This window comes from Allobosea sp. LjRoot237 (genome assembly GCF_964253285.1).
Taxonomy (GTDB): domain Bacteria; phylum Pseudomonadota; class Alphaproteobacteria; order Rhizobiales; family Beijerinckiaceae; genus Allobosea.
On sequence record NZ_CAXUQP020000001.1, the window covers coordinates 4479973 to 4502937 of the forward strand.

The window sequence follows — 22965 nt, forward strand, 5'->3', positions numbered from 1 at the left end:
GACAAGAATTCGCGCAACTCAAAATGTCGACCAAACAACGCGTCCACCGGAACTAGGAGAGGTCAATGGGCAAGGTCATCGTGGTCACATCGGGCAAGGGCGGCGTCGGCAAGACGACCTCCTCCGCCGCCCTGGGCGCGGCGCTGGCGCAAAACGGCGACAAGGTCGTGGTCGTCGACTTCGATGTCGGCCTGCGCAATCTCGACCTGATCATGGGTGCCGAGCGGCGGGTGGTCTACGACCTCGTCAACGTGATCCAGGGCGAGGCCAAGCTGACGCAGGCGTTGATCCGCGACAAACGAGTCGAGACGCTCTACCTGCTGCCGGCCTCGCAGACGCGCGACAAGGACAACCTCACCTCCGAGGGCGTCGAGAAGGTCATCGGCGCGCTGAAGAGCCATTTCGACTGGGTGATCTGCGACAGCCCGGCCGGCATCGAGCGCGGCGCCACCCTCGCCATGCGCCATGCCGACATCGCGATCGTGGTGACCAATCCGGAGGTCTCTTCGGTGCGCGATTCCGACCGCATCATCGGCTTGCTCGATTCGAAGACTCTGAAGGCCGAGAACGGCGAGCGCATGGAGAAGCATCTGCTCCTCACCCGCTACGACCCCGCCCGCGCCGAGCGCGGCGACATGCTGAAGGTGGACGACGTCCTCGAGATCCTGTCGATCCCGCTGCTCGGCATCATCCCGGAGAGCATGGACGTGCTGCGTGCCTCCAATATCGGCTCGCCCGTCACCCTGGCGGATGAGCGCAGCGCCCCGGCGCTCGCCTATTTCGACGCCGTGCGTCGCCTCAAGGGCGAGAACCTGCCGATGACCATCCCCGGCGAGAAGCGCGGCTTCTTCGGCAAGATCTTCGGAAGGAAAGCGGCATGAACCTGCGTCGTCTCTTCTTCCGCCCTCAGTCGGCTCCCGCGGCGCGCGAGCGCCTGCAGGTCCTGCTCGCCCATGAGCGCCTGTCGGCCGATGGTTCCGACCTCGTGACCAAGCTGCGCGACGAGATCCTGCGCGTGATCGCCAAGCATGTGCAGGTCGACGACGACAAGGTCACCGTCCGGATGGAGCGCGGACCCCAAGTCTCGACGCTCGCCGTCGACATCGAGATTCCATTCGATGCGGGCAAGAAGGCGGCCTGAGGGCCGCCTTTCCCTATTCGGATTCCTCTGCGAAAGGCCGATCGCCTGGGCTCCTCCCTTCCCCCTTGTGGGGAAGGGATGGGGATGGGGGTGGTGCCGCTTGGTGATCGTCGGCAGAAGACGAGGCTTGGCAGCAGCGACGGCGGCGTCTGGTTCAACCGGTCGCTCCGGCTTGGCGACCCCCACCCCTGCCCTCCCCACAAGGGGGAGGGGGTTTTTCCCTCCGCGCGCCTCACATCACCGCCGGCCCGCGGCCGTCGTATTCGGCGTCCGAGACCTTATCGAGCCAGTCGACGACCTTGCCGTCCAGGGCCTCCTGCACGGCGATATGTGTCATCGCCGTCTCCGGCCCGGCGCCGTGCCAGTGCTTCTCGCCCGGTGGAAACCAGACCACGTCACCCGGCCTGATCTCCTCGACCGGACCACCCCAGCGCTGCACCCGGCCGAAGCCCGCCGTGACGATCAGCGTCTGGCCGAGCGGATGGGTGTGCCAGGCCGTACGGGCACCGGGTTCGAAGGTGACGCTGGCGCCCTGCACGCGCTCGGGCGCATGCGGATTGAACAGCGGATCGATGCGGACAGTGCCGCTGAACCAATCGCTCGGGCCTTTCGCCGAAGCCCTTGTCCCGGCGCGGATGATGTTCATGGGCTATCTCCTTAGGCCTGCGTTCGCGAGCGAATTCGATGCCGGCACTCTAGGACGCTTTCGCTCAAGGCTGCACCGTCATTGCGAGCGCAGCGAAGCAATCCAGGGGCGGCAGCGCTCTACGCCTCCCTGGATTGCTTCGTCGCTGCGCTCCTCGCAATGACGGCTGTGTTCCCGGCCTCAATGGAAATCGCGCGACTTCGGCAGGATGCGGACATTGCGCGGGTGGCGCGCCCGCGGGATCTGCGGATGCTGGAATTCGTCGGCCCGGGTGAGCACGATCTCGGCGCGATGGGTGTCAGACAGGCTGAGCAACTCGGCCGAGCGATCGACGACGCGTTTCGCCATCAGGTGGATCACGTTCTCCGGGCTCTTCTGCACCCTGCCCTCGACGAGGAGCAGCCGCGCCGCCATGACTTCGCGGCGGAAGCGCTCGAAATCGCGGGCCCAGAGCACGACATTGGCGATGCCGGTCTCGTCCTCCAGCGTGATGAAGATGGCATTGCCCTTGCCGGGGCGCTGGCGCACCAGCACGACGCCGGCGACGCTGGCCCAGCTCCCGTCGCGCATGGCTGAAATCTGCTCGCAGCTGGCGATGCACTCACGGGCGAAGCGGGGTCGCAGCAGGCCCATCGGATGGCCCTTCAGCGAGAGCCGCGCCGTCTGGTAGTCGGCGACGACGTGCTCGGCTAGCGGCATCGTAGGCAGTGCAGCGGCCTGCTCGGCGCCGAGCTCGCGTGCCTGCGCCACCTCGAACAGCGGCAGCGCCTCGTCGTCCGGCAGGCGGCGCACCGCCCAGAGCGCCTCGCGCCGATCCAGTCCCATTGAGCGGAAGGCATCGGCATCGGCGAGCAGGCGCATGGCGCGGGCCGGCAAACGGGCGCGACGAGCGAGTTCCTCGACATCGCGATAGCCCTCGCCGCGCGCGCCGGCGAGGCGCTCCGCCCACTCCTCCTTGAAGCCGTCGAGCTGGCGCAGGCCGAGCCGCAGCGCCCAGCGATTCTTCCCCCTCCCCCCGCTTGCGGTGGGGAGGGCCGGGGTGGGGGGCAGTGCCGCTCGGCGCGACATAGACAAATCGTCGAGCCCTGCTTTCCGCCCCCCCATCCCTAACCCTTCCCCACCGCAAGCGGGGGGAAGGGGATCGCCCCCACCCTCCAGCGATGGTCTCTCAGGGCCGCTCACCTCCTCCAGCAGATTGTCCCAGGCGCTAAAGTTCACATCGATCGGCCGCGGCTCGACGCCGCCAACCTCCTGCGCCTCCCGGACGATCTGGGCCGGAGCGTAGAAGCCCATGGGCTGCGAGTTCAGCAGCGCCGCGGCGAAGATCGCCGGGTGGTGGCATTTCAGCCAGGAGGAGACATAGACCAGCTTGGCGAAGGAGGCGGCGTGGCTTTCGGGAAAGCCGTAGCTGCCGAAGCCCTTGATCTGCTCGAAGCAGCGCTGGGCGAAGTCGCGCTCATAGCCGCGCCCGACCATGCGCTCGACCATCATCGCCTCGTAATTGCCGATGGTGCCGGCATTGCGGAAGGTCGCCATCGCCTTGCGCAGGCCGTTGGCCTCGATGTCGCTGAACTTCGCCGCGACCATGGCCAGACGCATGGCCTGTTCCTGGAAGAGCGGGACTCCTTCCGTCTTGTTGAGTACCTCATAGAGTTCGTCGGGCGGGCCATGCTCCGGCGAGGGCGACGGATAGGTCACATCCTCGATCCCGGCGCGCCGCTTCAGATAGGGGTGGACCATATTGCCCTGGATCGGGCCGGGGCGGACGATCGCGACCTGGATGACGAGATCATAGAGCTTTCGCGGCTTCAGGCGCGGCAGCATGTTGATCTGCGCCCGGCTCTCGACCTGGAAGACACCGAGGGATTTGCCCTCGCAAAGCATGTCGTAAGTCTCGTCGTCCTTCTGCGGGACATCCGCGAGCCCCAGATCGATCTCCTCTTTATCGCGCAGCAGGTCAAAAGCCTTGCGGATGCAGGTCAGCATGCCCAATGCGAGCACATCGACCTTCATCAGGCCGACAGCGTCGATGTCGTCGCGGTCCCATTCGATGAAAGTGCGGTCGTCCATCGCGGCGTTGCCGATCGGCACGGTCTCGTCGAGGCGGCCGCGCATCAGCACGAAGCCGCCGACATGCTGCGAGAGATGCCGCGGGAAGCCGAGCAGGCGCACGGCGAACCGCACCGCCTGCGCGATCACCGGATTATCGGGATCGAGCCCGGCCTGGCGGATCTGGCTGCGGGTGATGTCGGAGCCCCAGCTGCCCCATTGCGTCGAGGCCAGACGGGCGGTGACGTCCTCGGTCAGCCCCAGCGCCTTGCCGGCCTCGCGCATGGCGCTGCGCGGCCGGTAATGGATCACGGTCGCGGCGATGCCGGCGCGATCACGCGAGTATTTCTCATAGATCCACTGGATCACTTCCTCGCGCCGCTCATGCTCGAAATCGACGTCGATATCGGGTGGCTCGCGTCGCTCGGTCGAGATGAAGCGCTCGAACAGCACGTCGCTTTCGGCCGGGTTCACAGCGGTGATGCCGAGCACGTAGCAGACGGCGGAGTTGGCGGCAGAGCCTCGGCCCTGACAAAGGATGCCCCGGCTTTCGGCGAAATCGACGATCTGGCGGATGGTGAGGAAATAGCGGGCGTAATCGAGCTTACCGATCAAGGCGAGCTCCTTAGCCAGCAGATCGCGGACCTTGTCCGGCACACCGTCCGGATAGCGGATTTCGCCGCGCCTCCGGACGAGTTCCTCCAGCCAGGCCTGGGGGCCCCAGCCGGGCGGGACCGGCTCGTCCGGATATTCGTATCTGAGCTCACCCAGATCGAAATCGATGCGCCCGAGCAGATGCTGCGCCTCCTCGATCGCCTCCGGCGCCTCTCTGAAGAGCCGGGCCATCTCCTGCGGCGCCTTCAAATGGCGCTCGGCATTGGCCTCAAGCAAGCGGCCGGCTCTGTCGATCGTCATACCCTCGCGGATGCAGGTCAGCAGATCCTGCAGGTCGCGCTGCTCGGGCGCGTCGTAGAGCACGTCGTTGGTCGCGATCAGCGGGGTGCGGGTCGCAGCTGCGATACCTTTCAGCCGGGCGAGGCGGCGGCGATCGTCGCCGCGGCGCGCCATGGTGGCGGCGAGCCAGACCGCACCGGGCGCGGCATCGTCGAGGCGGGACAGCAGCCCAGGCAGGCCGTCGAGCCGACGCTCCGGCATGACGATCAGCAGGAGGTCGCGGGCGTCGTTCAGGAGGTCGTCGAGATTGAGGATGCATTCGCCCTTGGCCCCACGCAGATTGCCTAACGTGAGCAGACGGCAGAGCCTTCCCCAGCCGGCGCGATTGGCGGGATAAGCGACGATGTCGGGCGTCCCATCGGCGAAGACAAGGCGGCTACCGGTGGCAAGCTTGAAGGCCTTCGCCATCGCCTGGAGCTGAGGCAAGGTGAAGGGCAAATCGGCGAAGGCCGGGTTCTCGACCCAGATGTATTCGCCGGGACTGCCACCCTCGCGAATCTTTTCGGGAGCCAGTACGCCGTCCTCGCGCAGATCGCGGAGCGCGCTCCAGGCCCGCACCACGCCGGCGACCGTGTTGCGGTCGGCAATGCCGAGGCCGGTCTGGCCGAGCAGCAGCGCGGTCATCACCAGGTTCGGCCCGGGCGAGGCGCCGCGCAGGAAGGAGAAATTGCTCGCGGCGACGAGTTCGGCATAGGCGGTCATGACCGCGCCTGCCGAAGGTTATCGCCCGCGCGTGGGAACCGCGCCCTGTCCTCTCCCCCCTTGTGGGGGAGAGCTAGAGAGAGGGGTAGCCAGCCGTACGGCCGCGGAAGCAGGGCGCCCTCGATATTGGTTGGGCCCAGCCTTACAGCACAGCACTCTCGATACCCCCCTCCCCAACCCTCCCCCACAAGGGGGGAGGGAGCGGGCCAGCTCCCAGTCCAAAGGAGGGCATAGGCGGTCACGCGAACAGCCCGTGCAGATACCAGCGCGGCGCGGTCGTCTCGCGGCCGTAGAGACCGGCGCGGAACAGCCAGAAGCGGCGGCCCAGCGCATCCTCGACGCGATAATAGTCGCGCGTGTGTTCATTGGGTCCGTCGCGCCACCAGTCCGGCGCGATCCGCTCCGGTCCCTCGGCGCGGGCGATCTCGTGCAGCACGCGCCGCCAGCGGAAGCGCAAGGGTGGTCCATCAGGCACCTCGGCCAGGGTCTCGACCGGCTGCGGCGGCTCGAAGAGCTGGAGCGGGCGGGCCGGCGGCTCGTCCGGCTGCGAGATGGGCCAGGGTGCCGCGTCCGCCTTGCCGGACGCAGCCGGAACCAGCGCAGCTTCACGCTCAGGCTGATGGCTGTCCTGCGCAACGAAGCGCAGCACGCGCTCGCGGCCGAAGCGGGCGACCAGCCGATCGACCAGATCGGCCACCGCCTCCTTCTCGACGGCGCGCCCGTCGAGGCTCGCCTGCGGCGTGCCGAGCGGCTCGCAGACCAGCACCCCTAGCCTGATCGCGTCGAAACCGAAGCCGGGATCGAGCGGATCGGCCAGGCTGTCGATGCGCTCGCGATAGAGCCGCAGGATCGCGGCGACGTCACGCGAGGGCCTGCCAGTCTCCAGCGCCAGCCGGCGCACGGCGCCGTCGCTGCGGAAGAAGCTGATCTCGAAGGCACGCCCGCCCTCGCCGCGGGCCTCGAGCAGGCGTCCGGCCTCGCCGAGCAGGCGGGCGACGATCGCCTCGAGCCCGTCGGTATCCTGCAGCGGATCGGGGAAATGCCGCTCGACCACGCAATCGGGCGGTGTCCGCAAGGGCGTGATGCGGGCGTCCTCATGGCCGAGGATGCGGCGCAGCCTTGTAACGAGTGTCTCGCCGAAGCGGGCGGCGAGCGTATGCGAGGGCCGGCCGGCGAGATCGCCCAGCGTCTTCAGCCCGGCGCGCGACAGGGCGATCACCGTCTCAGGGAGAGCCTCCAGCGCCTCGACTGGCAGCGGCAGTGTCCGTCGCTCGTCCTCGCCCGGACGGGAGACGGCGCAGTCGCCGAAACGAGAGAGGGCGCGGGCCGCCTCCGGTGTGCCGGCGATACTGGCGAGCAGGCTCAGGCCGAGCCGGCGCATGCCGATGCCTAGCCGCTGGCGCAGCGCCACCTCGCCGCCGAAGAGATGGGCGCAGCCGGTGATGTCGAGCACGAGCCCATGCGGCGGATCGAGCGCGACGAGCGGGGTGAAGCGGTCGCAGAGCGCGGCGAGCCATTCGAGCAGGCGCTGGTCGGCGGCCGGATCGGCCTCGACCACCGTGAGCTCCGGGATGCGGGCGCGGGCATCGGCCAGCGTCAGCCCGCGCGTCAGGCCGAGCTTGACCGTCCGCTGGTCGCAATCGGCGAGGCGCAGCGCGCCACGATCCTTCTCGACCAGGACGAGCGGGCGCTCATCCGGAGGTAGTCGTCCGCGGCCATCAGCCCTCCCCCCGCTTGCGGTGGGGAGGGTTGGGTGGGGGGCTGTGCCGCTCGGCACTGAACTGGACGAATGGTCCAGCCCTGCTTTCCGGCCCCCCATCCCTAACCCTTCCCCACCGCAAGCGGGGGAAAGGGGATCGCGTCCTTCATCCGGCCCGGCGGAGGCCCGGCGGCGCAGGCGCTCGCTCGCCAGATAGGGAAACCAGAGAGCGAGATAGCGGCGCTGCATCCCTTTTGCCTCCCTCGTCCCCAATCCTGTCCCGGAAACATCGTTCGTCACGGCTCCACTCCACACGCCACTCACGCTCACCAAGGCCGCCGCGATGGCGCAGCAGCCGTAATACAAAGGCGGGATCGCCCGGCGCCTCCGCCTCGCGCGCCCGCGACGGCAGAGCGCGCACCTGCCAGCGCGTGCTGGCGGCGCTGGGCTCAGGCTCAGCCGCCACCCGCAGCAGCAGGGTCAGGACGCCGGAAGTCTCAGCCGCCAGCGCGAGGCGGCGGCTGGCGGTCAGGTCGAACTGGCGCGGCGCGCCCCAGGGCTCGATCAGCGCAGCTCCAAGCGCGGCGCAGCGCGCCGCTTCCGCACCGGCCCGTAGCGCCCCCTCGCCATCCCGGACCCTGACCAGCAGGATCTGCGACGGGTCGAGCCCGAGCTCGGCCAGGCCCGGCGGGTGCAGGCGCCCGGCCTCGGCATCGAGGAAATCCTGCCGGACCCAGAGCAGGGGGCGCGATCCGGCGGCGCGCAGCGCCAGGGCCGCGGCGAAGCCCGTGGCGGCGGGAAGATCGGCCGCGGCCGGGGCATAGACCTCATGCAGGGCGGCGCGCGCGATGCCGCCACCCAGCGGCTCGTCCAGCGAGGGCGCTCCGAAGGCGACCCGCTCCACCGGCGCGAGCTCGCGCGCCAGCCCCGCCAGGGCGAGGCTCTGCCGAAGGGCAGCCAGGGATCGGGTAGGAGCGTCTGCCATAGGAGTATATGTTCACTTTTTGTTCCAAGCATAAAGCGACTCCAAACCGCGCCGGAGTCAAGCCCACATCCGCTCCCGCTTGCCTGCGGGCGCCTCGCTGCTGTCATATCAGGGCAAATCGGATCACCTATCAGCTACGCGCCGCCCGATCCGCGGCCGCGCCTGGAGACCGCCATGAGTTCGGGACTGTTCGCCCTTCTCGACGACGTCGCAGCCCTGGCCAAGGTCGCCGCGGCCGCGCTCGACGACGCCGCCGCGCAAGCGACCAAGGCCGGCGCCAAGGCGGCCGGCATCGTCATCGACGACGCGGCGGTGACGCCGCGCTATGCCGTCGGCTTCGCGGCGGAGCGCGAATTGCCGATCATCGGCAAGATCGCGCTCGGCTCGCTCAAGAACAAGTTGCTCTTCCTCTTGCCGGCGGCGCTCGTCCTCAGCCTCGTCGCGCCCTGGGCGATCACGCCGCTCCTGATGGCAGGCGGTGCCTATCTCTGCTTCGAGGGCTTCGAGAAGGTCTACGAGCTCGTCGTGCCGCATGCGCATCATGACGAGATCACCGGCGAAGGCGGCACCGACATCCTCGACCCAAAGCAGCTCGAGGAGCAGAAGATCGCCGGCGCGATCAAGACCGACTTCATCCTCTCGGCCGAGATCATGGCGATCACGCTCGCCGGCGTCACTGCCTCCTCCTTCTGGATGCAGGCGCTGGTGCTGGCCGTGGTCGGGCTCGGCATGACCGTGCTGGTCTACGGCGTCGTCGCCCTGATCGTGAAGGCGGACGATGCCGGCGTCGCGCTGGCCCGCAGCGGCCTTCTTCCCATCCGGCTCCTCGGCCGTGGGCTCGTCACCGGCATGCCGCCTTTCCTCAAGCTGCTGAGCGCGGTCGGCACGGCGGCGATGCTCTGGGTCGGTGGCGGCATCATCATCCACGGCCTCGCCGGCTATGGGCTCGCCGGGATCGAGCATGCCATCCATGGCGTCGCTGTCGCGGTCGGCCAGGCTTGGCCCGCGCTATCGAGCGTGCTCGAATGGCTGACCACCGCCGCCGCCTCCGCGGTGTTCGGGCTCATCATCGGCGGACTCTGCCTTGTCGGCATGCACTTCATCGTCGAGCCGATCCTGAAGGCCCGACGCGGCAGCAGCGCGAAAGCGGCGGCAGCCGAGACGCAGCAGCACTAGCCCCGTTTCTCCAGCCCCTTTTCCGGATACGACCGGACCGCTCGCCCTATTGCGACCTCAGGACTCGACATGCCCAGCCAACTCTTCCAGCCCTTCGATCTCGGCGACCTTCATCTGGTAAACCGGATCGTGATCGCTCCGATGTGTCAGTATTCGGCCGATCACGGCTCGGCCACCGACTGGCATCTGATCCATCTTGGAAACCTCGCTCTGTCGGGCGCCGGGCTCCTGATCATCGAGGCGACCGCGGTCGAGGCGGACGGGCGGATCAGCCCGGATGATCTTGGCCTGTGGAGCGATGCCAACGAAGCGGCGCTGGCGCGTGTGCTCGAAGCGGTCCGCCGCCATTCCGACATGCCGATCGGCATCCAGCTCGGCCATGCCGGCCGCAAGGCCTCGGTCCAGTCACCCTGGAGCGGTGGCGGGCAGCGCCCGCTCGACGATCGCGGCTGGCAGACATTCGCCCCCTCGGCGCTGCCGATGCAGGCGACGGACCGGCCGCCGCTGCCGCTCGACGCCGCCGGGCTGAAGCGGATCCGCGAGGCCTTCGTCGCGACGGCGCGCCGGGCGGTGCGGCTCGGCCTGCAGGCGATCGAGCTGCATTGCGCCCATGGCTACCTGCTGCACCAGTTCCTGTCGCCGCTGTCGAACCAGCGCGACGACGCCTATGGCGGCCCCCTGGAGAACCGGATGCGTTTTCCGCTCGAGGTCTTCGACGCAGTGCGCGAGGTGGTTCCGGCGGCGATCCCGGTCGGTGTGCGCGTCTCCGGTACCGACTGGATGGAAGGCGGCTGGGACATCGCGCAGACCGTCGCCTTCTGCGAGGCATTGAAGGCGCGCGGGACCAGCTTCGTCCATGTCTCCAGCGGTGGGGTTTCGCCAGCGCAGAAGATCGCGCTTTCGCCTGGTTATCAGGTGCCGCTGGCCCGGGCGGTCAAGGCGGCGACGGGGCTGCCGACCATCGCCGTCGGCCTGATCACCGACTACGAGCATGCCGAGGCGGTCGTCGCCGGCGGCGATGCCGACATGGTCGCGCTGGCTCGCGGCATTCTCTACGAGCCGCGCTGGCCCTGGCATGCGGCCGCCCATCTCGGCGCCAGCGTCAAGGCGCCGAAGCAGTATCTGCGCTCGCAGCCAAGCCGGTTCCGGACGCTGTTCGAGAGCTGAGCAGTCAACCCGCAAGGCTAGTCATCCCGGACGAGCGGCGAAGCCGCGCTGATCCGGGATCCATTCCGGAGCCTTTCCGAAAGAGGCTCCGGAATGGATCCCGGGTCTCCCTTCGGTCGCCCGGGATGACTTAAGTGGAACCTGAAGAATGCGAGAGCCGAGCTCAATCGCCCGGCTGGGCCCCGTCATAGCCGCCGATGATGGCGAGATCGACCGGGCCGACCTTGGCGAGGTGCTGCACGGCCGCCTGGTATTCCGGCGATTCGTAGCAGGCGCGCGCCGTCTCGATGTCCTTGAACTCGATGACGACGTTGTGCTTGCGGCCTTCGCCGCGCGCGAGCTTGTACTCGCCGCCGCGGACGAGGAACCTGCCGCCATATTTGGCGAAAGCGATGGCGTTGAGCGAGCGGTAGGTGGCGTATTCCGACTCGTTCTGCACGTCGACGCGGGCGATCCAGTAGCCTTTCGCCATGGTCAGGCCCCCTCGACCGCGATCAGGTCGATCTCGCCGGCGCCCTCGCGCAGCTTGCGCGCCTCGCCATACTCGACCGAGAACAGATAGGCCTTGGCCGCTGCGTAATCGGGGAATTCGAGGACGACGTTGCGGGCCCGGCCCTCGCCTTCGCCAACCGACATCTGGCCGCCGCGCACCAAAGGCGTGCCGCCATATTGCTTGATCACCTCGGAGGCTTTCGCGGCATAGGCCGCCCATTGCGTCGCATTGGTCACCTTGGCGCGACCGATCACATATCCCTTGGGCATTGCCGTATCCGTATCCGGTGGAAAGGAGCGGCAGACTAAGCGGCGCCCGCAATCTCGTCCATGACCGCGGCGGCCGCTGCACGCGGGTCAGCCGCGCGGATGATGGGACGCCCGACAACGAGATGGTCGGCGCCGGCGCGGATCGCCTCGGCCGGGGTCAAGGTGCGCTTCTGGTCGCCGACAGCGCTGCCGGCCGGGCGGATGCCGGGCGTGACGATAGCCATGTCAGGGCCGATGACCCCGCGCACGATCTCGGTCTCGGCGGCCGAGCAGACGATACCGTCGACGCCGGCAGTGCGGGCCTGCTGGGCCCGCATGCGCACGAGATCGCGCACTGCGAGCCCGTAGCCGGCATCCTTGAGGTCGCCATCGTCATAGGAGGTCAGGGCGGTGACCGCGAGCAGCTTCAGCGCCGCCTCGCCGCGGCCTTCGACCGCGCCGCGCATGGTCTGCGGATAGGCATGCACGGTGAGGAAGGTGACGCCGAGCTTGGTCAGCGATTCCACGCCCTCGGTGACGGTGTTGCCGATGTCGTGGAGCTTGAGGTCGAGAAAGACCTTCTTGCCTTCGATCACGAGCTGACGAGCGAGGTCGAGCCCGCCGGCGAAAGCGAGCCGGTAGCCGATCTTGTAGAAGCTCGCCCCGTCACCCAGCGTGGACACGATGCGATAGGCGTCCCAGACCGTCGGCACATCGAGCGCGACGATCATGCGGTCCCGGAGATCGTTGATCTTCTGCGTCATCGTCCTGCCCTCCGCCTGTTACCTGGTGAAAGGCACGATTCGAGCGGCGGCGCAAGGATTTCTCATTTTTGAGACAGGTCTTTATTAAGATCCGTCGGCGGCTTCCTCGCGATTGGCCGCCAGCACCTGCGCGAAGACCTGGGTCCAGACCTCCGGCGGCTGAGCACCCGACACTGCGAGCTTGCCGTCGACAATGAAGAAAGGCACGCCGGTGACGCCAACCTTCTGAGCATGCGCCTCGAGCCCGATCACGGTCTCGCGCAACTCGTCATTGGACAGCTCGTCGCGCGCCGCCTGCTCGTCGAAACCCTGCTCGCCAGCGATCGCGACCAGCGTTTCGAGATCGCCGATGTCGCGCCCGTCCTGCCAATAGGCCTTGAACAACGCCGCGGTCATCTCGCTGCCGCGCATGACCGTTGCGGCGGCGGCGACGAGCATATGCGCCATGCGGGTGTTGACGCTCTTGGTCACCTTCGCCCAGTTAAAGGTGACGCCGCTCTCCAGCGCCGCTTCGGAGAGACGCAGTTCGATCTCGCGGCGCTTGCCTGGGCCGAATTTGGCGTCGAGATAGGCGGTGCGGTCCATGCCCTCCGCCGGCATCTCCGGGTTGAGCTCATAGGGCAGCCAGGTGATGGCGACGCGCTCGGTCAGATTATGATTGGCGAGTGCCGTCTCGAGCCGGGCCTTGCCGATGAAGCACCATGGGCAGGCGATATCGGAGACGATGGCGAGGGGGAGCTTGTCCTGCATGATGATCTCCTGTCAGACCCGGCAGACGGGATGCCCGTACGCCGCCAGGATCGCGTCCCCCGTCAGCAGCGTCATTCCTTCCGCCACCGCCTGGGCCACGAGCATGCGGTCAAATGGGTCCTTGTGATGGATTGGCAGAGCCTCCAACGCGAGAGCATGCTCACTCAGCACGGATATCTCGCGAAGGTCGCCTTCAAGCAAGTTGCGGCGCAAACGCCGGAGATTGACAAGGAAATCCGAGCGGCGCAGCCCGTTCTTGATCGCGATTTCCCAGAGGCTGACAACGCTGAAAGCGAGGATGGTCGCTTCGTCCTCGATGATCTGCGCAGCTGCCGGCGAGAGACGTTCCGGCTCGCTCGCCGACCAAAGGATCAGATGTGTATCGAGGAGGAATGGACCGTTCATGGGCGGCCGTAGAACATCTCGGCGATCTCATCCTCTCCCATGCGGTCGAAATCGTCGGGAGTCGTGAATTCCCCTGCCATGAAGCCGATGCGCCGTCCCGGCCGGCGCTCAGTCTCATCGAGCGGTACGAGCTTGACCATCGGCTTGCCGGCCTTGGCGATAATCACGCTCTCGCCCTTCGACACCCGTTCGACCAAGCGGGAGAGATTGGTCTTGGCCTGGTGGATATTCACCGTTTCCATGTCTACGCTCCAAACTTAGTCCATCAGACTTAGTCTAGCACTTCATCCTCGAAACGGACACCGCCACCCACCGGCGGATAGGCATGGAGGTCGCCATGGCGGTCCTCCGCGAAGCCTTGCGCGCCGGGCGTCTCGCAGCCCGAAAGGAAGGCGGGCCCGATCGGGATCTTGCCGGCCCCACCGGGGATGTCGAGGATATAGGTCGGCTGGCACAGACCGGAAAGGTTGCCGCGCAGGCTTTTGACGAGCGCCTGCCCTTCCGCCAGCGACAGCCTGAAATGCGAGGTGCCCGGCGCGAGATCGGGATGGTGCAGGTAATACGGCTTGACGCGGTTCTCGACGAAGGCGCGCATCAGCGCCGACAAAGTCTCGACATCGGCGTTGACGCCCTTGAGCAGCACGCTCTGGCTGACGAGGACGTGGCCGGCGTCGGCGAGGCGCGCCAGCGCGGCCTTCGCGTCCGCGGTGAACTCGCGCGGATGGTTGGCGTGGATGGCAATGTAGCTCGCCTTGCCGGGGATGCGCAGCGCGCGGGCATAATCCTCGGTGATGCGCTCGGGCTGGACCATTGGCACGCGCGTATGCCAGCGCGCCACCTTGATATGCCCGATCGCGGCGAGGCGCCTGGCGACCTCGCGCATCCGCCGGGCGGAGAGGATCAGCGGGTCGCCGCCGGTCATGATCACCTCCCAGATCTCCGGGCGGGAGGCGAGATAGGCGAGCGCAGCGTCGAGCTTGTCTCCGGTGAGCGCATCGCCGCCGGGGCCGACCATTTCGCGGCGGAAGCAGAAGCGGCAATAGACCGGGCAGGCATGGACCAGCTTGAGCAGGGCCCGGTCCGGGTAGCGGTGGACGACGCCCTCGACCGGCGAATGCGCCTCGTCGCCGATCGGGTCGGCCAGCTCCTCCGGCAGCGTTTCGAGCTCGGCCGGGGCAGGAATGAACTGGCGGGCAATCGGGTCGGTGTCGTCGGATGGGTCGATCAGCGCCGCGATCGCCGGCGTCACCGAGACGGCATAGCGCCTGGCGACCTCCGACAGCGCCTCACGCTGCTCAAGCGCGACGAGACCCCGCTCGACGAGGGCGTCGACCGTCTTCAGCGGCTGGCCGGGTGGCTGGTGGATCGTCATCGCCCTCCCCTGCCCGGTTCCGCGACCGGCGTCCAGAGCACATCCTCGATCCGGCGCGCGTCGGTCGCGAGTATGACCAGCCGGTCGAAGCCGAGCGCGATGCCCGAGGCCTGAGGCATCAGGCTAAGCGCGGCGAGGAAATCCTCGTCGATCGGATAGCGCTCACCATAGATGCGCTGCTTCTCGTCCATGTCAGCCTCGAAGCGCCGGCGCTGCTCGGCCGGATCGGTCAGTTCGCCGAAGGCATTGGCGAGCTCGACGCCGCAGGCATAGAGCTCGAAGCGCTCAGCGACGCGCGGATCACCGGGCTTGGGCCGGGCGAGCGCCGCCTCGCAGATCGGGTATTCGCACAGGATGGTGGCGCGGCCGCGGCCGAGCTGTGGCTCGATCTTCTCGGAGAGGACGCGGCTGAAGATGTCGGACCAGCTGTCATCCTCCGCGAGGCGAATGCCGACGGCCAGAGCCTGCGCAGCGAGTGCCTGGCGATCGGTCGCGCCATCTCCGGCGAGCGTAGCCATCAGGTCGATGCCGGCATGGCGGGCGAAGGCCTCGTGCAGCGTCAGCCGCTCGGGCTCAGCGAAGGGATCGACCTCGCTGCCGCGCCAGCGCAGGACCGCGGTGCCAGCAGCACGCGCGGCCTCGGCGAGCAGCGCGGCGCAGTCCTGCATCAGAGCCTCGTAATCTTCCCCGGCGCGATACCATTCCAGCATGGTGAACTCGGGATGGTGCAGGGCAGTGCGCTCGCGATTACGAAAAACGCGGGCGAAATCGAAGATACGCGGCTCGCCCGCCGCCAGCAGCTTCTTGGCGGCGAACTCCGGCGAGGTATGCAGATAATAGGGATAGCCGGCGCCGCCATCGTCGATCAGCGTGGTGGCAAACCCGTGCAGATGCGTCTCGTTGCCCGGCGACAGCTGCAGGATCGCGGCCTCGACCTCGATGAAACCCTGCGCCTCGAACCAGCGCCGCAGCGCCGCCTTGATCCGCCCGCGCACCAGCAGCGCCGGGCGTCGATCGGCATGGATGTCCGGCCGCCAGAAGGGCGGGTTACCGTTGCGCATGATGATCGCGATCAGCCCGCCTTCTTCATCAAGGCCTCGCGCAGGATCTCGTTGATCCGCGTCTGCCAGCCGGGACCATCAGCCTTGGCGCGCTCCAGCACGTCCTGATCCAGCCGGATGCTGACCAGTTTCTTGGTCGGTGCCTTCTGCGGGCCGCGCTCGCCCTGCCGCCGGCGATGCTCCCGCATCAGGGCGACTAGCTCAGGCGGCAGCACCTCATAGGCGGGCCGCATCTGAGCGAAATCGGCCTCGGTCAATTCGCGCACCTCTCCGTCCTCGTCCGTCAGCGGCGCGAGGGCTGGATCGATGTCAGTCGGCTTCCTGCTCATAACGCTTCACCTCCCTCGCATTTGCCTTCCGAAAGCTGATCACGCGAATACCGCCGGGTATTGGCGTGAAGCAGACGACAAAGAGGCGATCTTCAATCAGCCCCAGCGAAACGAAGCGCCGCTCGGGATATGGAAAGCGGCGATCCTCATGCGTCTGCGCCGTTTCCCACGCGAACTCATCCATCAGCATGAACGGCAGCCCGCGCTGGCGGATGTTGCGTTCATTCTTGTCGGGATCGAATTCGAGCTTCACAGATTTAATTGTATCTACGCAGCTCGAATGTCAATGGTCCACGACATGATTTTGGACACCGCGCTTCCGTTTCACCGCGTGATGCGGTAGTTGCGCGGCAACGAATTCGCGCCCCGCGTGGGCAGCATCAAGGACATTCACGTGGTCAAGGTCATCGCCTCCTCCGTCCGCAAGGGCAACGTCCTCGAGCTCGACGGGCATCTCTGCACGGTCATCTCGGCCGAGAGCTTCTTCCCGGGCAAGGGCACGCCGACGACGCAGATCGACATGCGCCGCATCTCCGACGGCGTGAAGATGACCCAGCGCTACAAGACGACCGAGCAGGTCGAGCGCGCCTATGTCGAGGATCGCGATTTCACCTATCTCTACCAGGACGGCGAGCAGTACGTCTTCATGAACCCCGAGACCTTTGACCAGATCCCGGTCGACGGCGGCGTCGTCGGCGACATGGCGCCCTACCTCCAGGAAGGCATGAAGGTCTCGCTCTCGGTATTCGAGGACCGGGCCGTCGCGATCGAGCTGCCGCAGCGCGTCACCTGCGAGGTCGCCGAGACCGAGCCGGTGACCAAGGGCCAGACCGCCTCGTCCTCCTACAAGCCGGCGATCCTGACCAATGGCGTGCGCACCGCCGTGCCGCCGCATATCGGCCCCGGCACCCGCATCGTCGTGATGACCGAGACCGGGGCCTATGTCGAGCGCGCCAAGGACTGACGCCGGCGCCCGCTGACATCGGCGGGGAAAGGCTTATATCGACGAACGCAGCGGGCCCCTTCCGGGCCCGTTTTCGTTCGCCGAGGAGCCACCATGCCGCTTTCCGCCTACGCCGCCGTCTTCCCGGGCTTCATCCAGACCCTGAAGGCGCTCGACGCGATCCTCGACAAGGCAGGCGCTGAGGCGTCCGAGCGCAAGATCCAGCCGGAAGTGCTGCTGTCGAGCCGGCTCGCCCCGGACATGCTGTCCTTCACCCGCCAGATCCAGCTGATGTCGGATTTCGCCAAGAACGCGGCCGCCCGGGTGAGCGGAGCCGAGAATCCGCGCTTTCCCGACGAGGAGAAGAGCTTTGACGAGCTGAAGGCGCGGATCGCGAGGACGCTCGACTTCATCGCCTCGGTCGACAAGGCGGCGCTCGACGCCGGCCTCGACAAGGACGTGACCTTCCCGCGCGGCCCGTCTGCGACCGTGACGATGAAGGGCGCCGACTACCTCACCCGCTTTGCCGTGCCGAACTTCTATTTCCACGCCACGACCGCTTACGACATCCTGCGTGAGAACGGCTTCCAGGTCGGCAAGCAGGACTTCCTCAAGGGCGTGTTCGACGCCTGAGGCGCCACGCCGTCATTCCGGGGCGCTGCGCAGCAGCGAGCCCGGAATTCAGAACCTATGCCCTATCCAGGCAAGGCTGCCGGCCGCTTCGCTTTAGCGAGCAGGCACGTCGGTTCTGGATTCCGGGCTCAGGCCGTTGGCCTGTCCCGGAATGACGAAGGAGCTTTCCTCCGCCGCCAGCCTCACAGATAGGGCGACCAGAGCCAGAGCATCCGGTCGAGCAGGCGCAAGGGGAAGGGCCGTGACCGCAGCCCCTTCAGCGTGACCGGTCGTGCCCTGGTGATCGCGGCATCGATGCGCTGTTCGATACCAGCAGCGAAATCGGCATCGAGCACTTCGAGGTCGATCTCGAAGTTCAGCCGCAGCGAGCGTGCATCGAGATTGGACGAGCCGACATAAGCCCAGGCGCCATCGACCGCGAGCAGCTTGGAGTGGTCGAACGAGCCGGTGGCGCGCCAGACCCGGCAGCCATCCTTCAGCACCTGGTCGAACTGCGCCCGCATGGCGCGGTCGACCAGGACGAGATTGTTGACGTCGGGCACGACGATGTCGATGGCGACACCGCGCCTTGCGGCGGTGACCAGCGCGCTGATCAGTTCGCGATCCGGCAGGAAATAGGGCGACATGATCCGGATCGAGGTCCGCGCCACCGAGAAGGCGCCGATCAGCAGCTTATGATTGGTCTCCAGGCTGGCATCCGGCCCTGACGCCACCGCGCGCATCAGGACGGGCGGACCGTGCGGAGCCGCCTCCGGCGTGATCGCCCAGACCTCGCCGGCGAGCTCCTCGCCCGAGGCGAAGCGCCAATCCTCGGCCGCGATGGCGAACAGATCCTCGACGACCGGCCCCTCTACGCGGAAGTGCGTATCGTGCGCGGCCGCGTCGCCGGCGAATTCGGAGGTGAAGCCCTGGCGGATGTTCATGCCGCCGGCGAAAGCGACCCGCCCGTCGACGATCAGCAGCTTGCGGTGGGTGCGCAGGTTCGCATAGGGCAGCCTGAGGCCGATGATGATGTTGCCGTTGAAGACCTCGGTCGGCACGCCGTTCTTTTGCAGATGGCTGACGATGCTCGGCACCGAATAGCGCGCGCCGACGGCATCGATCAGCACGCGCACGTCGATGCCGCGCCGGACGGCCGCGATCAGCGCGTCGGCAATGCGCAGGCCGAGCGGATCGCGGTCAAAGATATAGGTTTCGAGGATGATCGCGCGCTCGGCCGCTACGATCGCCTCTGCCATCGCCGCATAGGCCTCATCGCCAGTCCTGAGCACCGCAATCGCATTGCCTGATTTGAGATGGCGGCGCGTCGCCTTGTCGCCCAGGGTCTTCAGCGCGGCGAAGCGGCGGCCGAAATCGCGGGCGACGCCAGCGTTCGAGACTTCGAATGTCTGCGCCAGCGGATCGGCGCCGAGCTTCGGCTTGCGCTGCGAGACGATCGCGGCACGGCGGATGCGGTTGATGCCCCCCACCGCATAGATCAGCGGCCCGATGATCGGCGAGAGGACGATGACGCCGACCCAGCCGATGGCGGCGCGCACCTCGTCCTTGGTCATCGCGGCATGGCTCGCCGCTACCACGGTCAGCGCCAGCGAGACGACGCCGAGGATATGCGGCCAATAGGCCGAGAGAATCTCCCACATGCCGCGACTATCGCATGGGCCGCGAAACCGGCAACGCGGTCAGGCGCCTAAGCAAGCGATCCGACTTTCATGGAACCGCCCCTTGAAATGGCAGGATCATAATCCCATATCGGCGTCACGGTGATGTCGAGGGCGTTCCACTGCCCTCCGTTCCGTTGAAGACGGCCATGAACCCGAAGACAGCGACGCCGGATGTACGCGCGCTCTTCCGGACATGGCCGTTAGCGTTTCTGGGCAGCGTCCCTCTTCAGAGCTTTCGGCAGTTACCAGCAGACCGGGTGTTCGGCTGGTAAGGTTCTGTAGCCGAAATAGCGGATATAGATTCCCAAGCCATCGATCACCGTCACGATTGAGTAATCATCGTCGACGTTACGGGCCGCCATGATCTCAGGCGGAATCAACCTGCTGGCTCTTTCGTAAGCTGCCCGATCGATCTTGGCGATTTCGCCGAGGCTGTAATGCTGTGGCGTAAAGCAATGGATGCGCCCGGTGCTTTCGGGAGCACGGAATTTTTTCGTGGCAAGAATCTTCAGCTCGGTATCCGCAGGGTTGCATGCGCCCAGCACCAACGCTGCTGCCAGTGCGAAGCACGGAAATTTCGCCATCGGCGCGGTTTCCAATTGGTGCGCGGCTTCCCGCTATCCCTGCAGGAACGGATTGGTCTTACGCTCCTCGCCGAGCGTGCTGGCCGGGCCATGGCCGGGCAGGAACTGGACGTCGTCGCCGAGCGGCAGCAGCTTGCCCTTGATCCCGCCGATCAGGTCCTTGTGGTTGCCATAAGGGAAATCAGTACGGCCGACCGAGCCGGCGAAGATCGTGTCGCCGGCAAGCAGGAAGCGCAGGTCCTTCTCGAACAAGGTGACGTGGCCGGGCGTGTGCCCCGGCACATGCTGCACCGAGAAGCTGACATCGCCGACCGAGACGGTATCGCCCTCGGCGAGCCAGCGCGTCGGCGTCACCGCCTGCACGCCGCGCATCTCGAACATCAGCCCCTGCTGCGGCAGCGCGTCGAGCAGGAACCTGTCGGCCTCGTGCGGTCCGATGATCGGCAGGTTCAAGACGCCGGCGAGCTCGGTCGCGCCGCCGGCATGGTCGATATGGCCGTGGGTCAGCCAGATCGCGACCGGGGTGACGCCTAGCTCCTTCAGCGCACCGCGGATGCGCTCGACGTCGCCGCCGGGATCGACGACCGCGGCCTCCTTGGTGCGCGTGCACCAGACGATCGAGCAGTTCTGCTGGAAGGGCGTCACCGGCACGACGGCGATGCCGAGCGGGGAAGTCGTATCGCTAGTCATCCATCATCCCGTGGCCGCTCACATCAGAAACCCGGCTGTGCAACACGGCAGGGCGCGATGCGACTGCCATACCTCAAATGCCGCCTTGCCCAAACCCATCACCACGCTGCGTTTCGAGGGTGAAGGGATTGCGGTATTCACATCCATGAGGTGAATCGGGATGCATATGAGGAAACGGGCCGGTCCCGCATCCGGACACTTTAGCAAAAGCAGCTAAGTTTCCGAGTTACAGATGGGGCAGGCTGTTCTCGATGGCCAGCGATCGAACAGAACAGGATTATCGCGCCCGCGCGGCTCGCGCGGTTGCTGCCATCGTCGCTGATCCGACGGCTGACTTTCGTCTCGACGATCTCGCACGCCTCGCCAATTTCTCGCCTTTCCATTTTCACCGCGTCTATGCCGGCGTGGTTGGTGAGACGACGGTCGCCACGGTCCGCCGCGTCCGACTGGCCCTCGCGACCCGTCTCCTGACCGGCTCGAATGAAAGCATCACGCAAGTCGCATTGGCGGTCGGCTATGACAGCCCGCAGGCCTTCAGCCGCGCCTTTCGCCAGTTCACGGGGTTGTCGCCGCGCGCATTCCGGCAACAGATGGAGCGGGCAATTCTTACTATCGACGGGACGGCCAGCATCGACAGCGACAACGAAGCCATGCCGACTGTCGCAATCGTCGAACGACCACCGCAATGGCTGCATGCGCTGCGACATAGGGGATCGTTCGCCACTATTCCTCACACGCACCGTCAGCTGCGCCTCCGCGCCGGGACACGCACCATCACCGAGAAATGGGGCGCCTCCTTCGGCGATCCCCAATACGCCGACCGCTTCAGATACTATGCCGCCGTCGCCTCGCCCGATCCTTGGCCAGAGGACTCCGGCGTCGAAATGCTCGAGATCCCCGGTGGGCGCTATGCCGTGCAGCGGCTGGTGGGTCCGTACACCCGTATCAACGCCGCGGCGCAGGCGCTCTACACAAGATGGATGCCGGGCAGCGGCTACGAGCCGGATGATCGGCCCACGCTGGAGCACTATCTCGATACGTCATCACGCGGCATAGCACCCGCCGCGCTGCGCACCGACCTCCTGATCCCCATCCGCAGCGCGAGCACGCTATGAATCTCCATCGTCTCTTGTCCTGCCTAGCGTTTTGGCTTGTTGCCTCGCTGGCGCAAGCTGCCGGATTCAAGCCCGTCGAAATCCCCGCCGATGGAGGACCCCAGCCGCTCAAGGGAGCAGTCTGGTATCCATGCACCCAGCCAAAAAGCGAAATACGGCTTGGGCCTTTCGCCATGTCCGTCAGCATGAATTGCCCGCTCGCCGGTGAGAAGCGCCCGCTCATCGTGATCTCGCACGGCAGGACCGGAAGCTTCCTCGGGCATCGCGATACGGCGGAGGTTCTGGCCGACGCCGGATTCATCGTCGTCGCGATCAATCATCCCGGCGACACCAGCCTGGATCAGAGCCGTACGCGCGAGTTCTCGGTCTTCGTCGAGCGGCCGGCCGACATCAAGCGCGCGGTCGATTACATGCTCGGCTCATGGCCCGATGCGGCAAGGATCGATGCCGAGCGCGTCGGCTTCTTCGGCTTTTCCCGCGGCGGCTATACCGGGCTCGTCGCCATCGGCGCCAATCCACAGTTTGGCAAGCGCCTCAGGCTCTGCGAGGGCAAGAGCGACCCGCTCTGCGCGCAGGTCCACAAGGGAGAGCTTCCGGAACTCAGCCATGATCCGCGCATCAAGGCGGCGGTCATCGTCGATCCGCTCAGCGTCTTCTTTACAGCAGGGAGCTTCAAGAACGTGCGGGTGCCGGTTCAACTCTGGGGTTCCGAGCGCGGCGGCGACGGTGTCACTCCGGCCAGTGTCGCAGACATAGCAGGTTGGCTGCCGACGAAGCCCGATTTCCACGTCGTGCCCGGCTCGCAGCATTTCTCCTTCCTGCCGCCCTGCCCGGCCGAGTTGGCCCAATCGGCCGGCGAGCTCTGCAGCGATCAGCCCGGTTTCGACCGGGCCGCTTTCCATGCCGAGTTCAACGCCAGCGTGCTCGCCTTCTTCAAGGTGCAGCTCGGCCAGCCGCCAGAGATCCGATAGAAGCAACGCCAGTCAGCGGCCCCCGCAGCGATTGGCAAGCAACACCCGGTAGTCGGCCAGCGACTGGTCCATCTGGCCCACGTTCTCCTCGCGCTGCCGTCCGCTCTGGCAGGTGGCGAAGACGGAACGGGCCTTCTGCATGAACGCGACATGGTCGCGCCAGGCCACACACTGCGTCGCCTGATCGGCCGTGGCGACCTGCTGCATGCGATATTGCCGCTGGCGCATCGCTGCCTCGTTCTGGAACAGATCGCGCGTGCACGTCGCCGGAACGGGACGCGGCTGTGCCAGTGCAGGGATGGCTGCGATGAAGATCAGCGCCGCGACAACGGCGACCCTCGTCCGTCTTTCCGGGGCGCCCCGCAGGGGCGAGCCCGGAATCCAGAGTCGCAGCCCGATCAGAATGGAGCGCAAGCGTCGCGCTTCA

The 22965-nt window shown here is 66.8% G+C and carries 26 protein-coding genes; 8 read left to right on the top strand and 18 right to left on the bottom strand.

All coding sequences use genetic code 11. From position 1 onward, the window contains the following. Nucleotides 1–65 precede the first annotated feature (65 nt). Nucleotides 66–881, top strand: coding sequence for a septum site-determining protein MinD (gene minD / locus ACSQ24_RS21860; protein ID WP_436096717.1), 816 nt, complete (start codon nt 66–68; stop codon nt 879–881). Next, nucleotides 878–1141 carry a cell division topological specificity factor MinE gene (gene minE / locus ACSQ24_RS21865; RefSeq protein ID WP_057188104.1) on the top strand — a complete coding sequence of 88 codons (264 nt, stop codon included), beginning with the start codon at nt 878–880 and terminating at the stop codon, nt 1139–1141. Before minD ends, minE begins: the two co-directional genes overlap by 4 nt. 232 nt (nt 1142–1373) lie before the next feature. Here minE and ACSQ24_RS21870 read toward each other — a convergent pair whose 3' ends face one another. The 4 genes from ACSQ24_RS21870 to ACSQ24_RS21885 form a co-directional block, all read right to left on the bottom strand. Continuing rightward, a complete protein-coding gene (locus ACSQ24_RS21870; protein WP_436096718.1) occupies nt 1374–1787 on the bottom strand; it encodes a (R)-mandelonitrile lyase in 414 nt (137 codons plus the stop codon). Nucleotides 1788–1967: 180 nt separating this feature from the next. After that, nucleotides 1968–5492 (bottom strand): error-prone DNA polymerase, encoded by a 3525-nt coding sequence (locus ACSQ24_RS21875; protein ID WP_436096719.1) that lies wholly within the window; start codon nt 5490–5492, stop codon nt 1968–1970. Nucleotides 5493–5730: 238 nt separating this feature from the next. After that, the gene (locus ACSQ24_RS21880; protein ID WP_436096720.1) at nt 5731–7440 is read right to left on the bottom strand and encodes a Y-family DNA polymerase; all 1710 of its coding nucleotides are present in this window, start codon (nt 7438–7440) and stop codon (nt 5731–5733) included. After that, nucleotides 7358–8176: an ImuA family protein gene (locus ACSQ24_RS21885; RefSeq protein WP_436096721.1), complete on the bottom strand. Its 819-nt coding sequence runs from the start codon at nt 8174–8176 to the stop codon at nt 7358–7360. Before ACSQ24_RS21885 ends, ACSQ24_RS21880 begins: the two co-directional genes overlap by 83 nt. Before the next feature lie 174 nt (nt 8177–8350). Here ACSQ24_RS21885 and ACSQ24_RS21890 point away from each other — a divergent pair, with 174 nt between their 5' ends. Together ACSQ24_RS21890 and ACSQ24_RS21895 are read left to right on the top strand one after the other, a co-directional pair. Beyond that, the gene (locus ACSQ24_RS21890) at nt 8351–9352 is read left to right on the top strand and encodes a DUF808 domain-containing protein (protein ID WP_436096722.1); all 1002 of its coding nucleotides are present in this window, start codon (nt 8351–8353) and stop codon (nt 9350–9352) included. A gap of 69 nt (nt 9353–9421) precedes the next feature. Further along, nucleotides 9422–10519 carry an NADH:flavin oxidoreductase/NADH oxidase gene (locus ACSQ24_RS21895; RefSeq protein WP_436096723.1) on the top strand — a complete coding sequence of 366 codons (1098 nt, stop codon included), beginning with the start codon at nt 9422–9424 and terminating at the stop codon, nt 10517–10519. A 163-nt stretch (nt 10520–10682) separates the two neighbouring features. On the opposite strand, the gene ACSQ24_RS21900 is transcribed toward ACSQ24_RS21895, so the two are convergent. The 10 genes from ACSQ24_RS21900 to ACSQ24_RS21945 all read right to left on the bottom strand — a co-directional run bounded on the left by ACSQ24_RS21900 (nt 10683) and on the right by ACSQ24_RS21945 (nt 16194). Next, nucleotides 10683–10991 carry a DUF1330 domain-containing protein gene (locus tag ACSQ24_RS21900; RefSeq protein WP_436096724.1) on the bottom strand — a complete coding sequence of 103 codons (309 nt, stop codon included), beginning with the start codon at nt 10989–10991 and terminating at the stop codon, nt 10683–10685. A 2-nt stretch (nt 10992–10993) separates the two neighbouring features. After that, complete coding sequence (locus tag ACSQ24_RS21905) at nt 10994–11281, bottom strand: DUF1330 domain-containing protein (protein WP_436096725.1); 288 nt, start codon at nt 11279–11281, stop codon at nt 10994–10996. Between the two features lie 35 nt (nt 11282–11316). After that, on the bottom strand, nt 11317–12024 hold the full coding sequence (pyrF, locus tag ACSQ24_RS21910) for an orotidine-5'-phosphate decarboxylase (RefSeq protein ID WP_436096726.1): 708 nt from the start codon (nt 12022–12024) through the stop codon (nt 11317–11319). Nucleotides 12025–12108: 84 nt separating this feature from the next. After that, the gene (locus ACSQ24_RS21915) at nt 12109–12774 is read right to left on the bottom strand and encodes a DsbA family oxidoreductase (protein ID WP_436096727.1); all 666 of its coding nucleotides are present in this window, start codon (nt 12772–12774) and stop codon (nt 12109–12111) included. Between the two features lie 12 nt (nt 12775–12786). Beyond that, nucleotides 12787–13179 carry a type II toxin-antitoxin system VapC family toxin gene (locus ACSQ24_RS21920; RefSeq protein WP_436096728.1) on the bottom strand — a complete coding sequence of 131 codons (393 nt, stop codon included), beginning with the start codon at nt 13177–13179 and terminating at the stop codon, nt 12787–12789. Then, nucleotides 13176–13421 carry a type II toxin-antitoxin system Phd/YefM family antitoxin gene (locus ACSQ24_RS21925; RefSeq protein WP_436096729.1) on the bottom strand — a complete coding sequence of 82 codons (246 nt, stop codon included), beginning with the start codon at nt 13419–13421 and terminating at the stop codon, nt 13176–13178. The genes ACSQ24_RS21920 and ACSQ24_RS21925 overlap by 4 nt, the downstream gene beginning before the upstream one ends. Nucleotides 13422–13450: 29 nt before the next feature. Then, nucleotides 13451–14551, bottom strand: a complete 1101-nt coding sequence (locus ACSQ24_RS21930; protein WP_436096730.1) for a lysine-2,3-aminomutase-like protein — start codon at nt 14549–14551, stop codon at nt 13451–13453. Beyond that, the gene (epmA, locus tag ACSQ24_RS21935; RefSeq protein WP_436096731.1) at nt 14548–15612 is read right to left on the bottom strand and encodes an EF-P lysine aminoacylase EpmA; all 1065 of its coding nucleotides are present in this window, start codon (nt 15610–15612) and stop codon (nt 14548–14550) included. The genes ACSQ24_RS21930 and epmA overlap by 4 nt, the downstream gene beginning before the upstream one ends. A gap of 11 nt (nt 15613–15623) precedes the next feature. Continuing rightward, nucleotides 15624–15941, bottom strand: coding sequence for a BrnA antitoxin family protein (locus ACSQ24_RS21940; RefSeq protein ID WP_436096732.1), 318 nt, complete (start codon nt 15939–15941; stop codon nt 15624–15626). Then, nucleotides 15922–16194, bottom strand: coding sequence for a BrnT family toxin (locus ACSQ24_RS21945; protein WP_436096733.1), 273 nt, complete (start codon nt 16192–16194; stop codon nt 15922–15924). The genes ACSQ24_RS21940 and ACSQ24_RS21945 overlap by 20 nt, the downstream gene beginning before the upstream one ends. 141 nt (nt 16195–16335) lie before the next feature. Between ACSQ24_RS21945 and efp the strand changes: the two genes are divergently transcribed. Then, nucleotides 16336–16905: an elongation factor P gene (gene efp, locus ACSQ24_RS21950; RefSeq protein ID WP_436096734.1), complete on the top strand. Its 570-nt coding sequence runs from the start codon at nt 16336–16338 to the stop codon at nt 16903–16905. Between the two features lie 93 nt (nt 16906–16998). Continuing rightward, nucleotides 16999–17517 (top strand): DUF1993 domain-containing protein, encoded by a 519-nt coding sequence (locus tag ACSQ24_RS21955; RefSeq protein ID WP_436096735.1) that lies wholly within the window; start codon nt 16999–17001, stop codon nt 17515–17517. A gap of 182 nt (nt 17518–17699) precedes the next feature. On the opposite strand, the gene ACSQ24_RS21960 is transcribed toward ACSQ24_RS21955, so the two are convergent. From ACSQ24_RS21960 to ACSQ24_RS21970, 3 genes are all read right to left on the bottom strand, one after another. Further along, a complete protein-coding gene (locus ACSQ24_RS21960; protein WP_436096736.1) occupies nt 17700–19157 on the bottom strand; it encodes a phospholipase D-like domain-containing protein in 1458 nt (485 codons plus the stop codon). Between the two features lie 263 nt (nt 19158–19420). Continuing rightward, nucleotides 19421–19762, bottom strand: a complete 342-nt coding sequence (locus ACSQ24_RS21965; protein WP_436096737.1) for a hypothetical protein — start codon at nt 19760–19762, stop codon at nt 19421–19423. A gap of 33 nt (nt 19763–19795) precedes the next feature. Beyond that, nucleotides 19796–20452 carry an MBL fold metallo-hydrolase gene (locus ACSQ24_RS21970; protein WP_436096738.1) on the bottom strand — a complete coding sequence of 219 codons (657 nt, stop codon included), beginning with the start codon at nt 20450–20452 and terminating at the stop codon, nt 19796–19798. A 251-nt stretch (nt 20453–20703) separates the two neighbouring features. Between ACSQ24_RS21970 and ACSQ24_RS21975 the strand changes: the two genes are divergently transcribed. Both ACSQ24_RS21975 and ACSQ24_RS21980 read left to right on the top strand, forming a co-directional pair. Beyond that, nucleotides 20704–21567: an AraC family transcriptional regulator gene (locus ACSQ24_RS21975; protein WP_436096739.1), complete on the top strand. Its 864-nt coding sequence runs from the start codon at nt 20704–20706 to the stop codon at nt 21565–21567. A gap of 173 nt (nt 21568–21740) precedes the next feature. After that, nucleotides 21741–22538: an alpha/beta hydrolase family protein gene (locus ACSQ24_RS21980; protein WP_436096740.1), complete on the top strand. Its 798-nt coding sequence runs from the start codon at nt 21741–21743 to the stop codon at nt 22536–22538. Nucleotides 22539–22550: 12 nt separating this feature from the next. Here ACSQ24_RS21980 and ACSQ24_RS21985 read toward each other — a convergent pair whose 3' ends face one another. Then, on the bottom strand, nt 22551–22952 hold the full coding sequence (locus ACSQ24_RS21985) for a hypothetical protein (RefSeq protein WP_436096741.1): 402 nt from the start codon (nt 22950–22952) through the stop codon (nt 22551–22553). Nucleotides 22953–22965 lie beyond the last annotated feature (13 nt).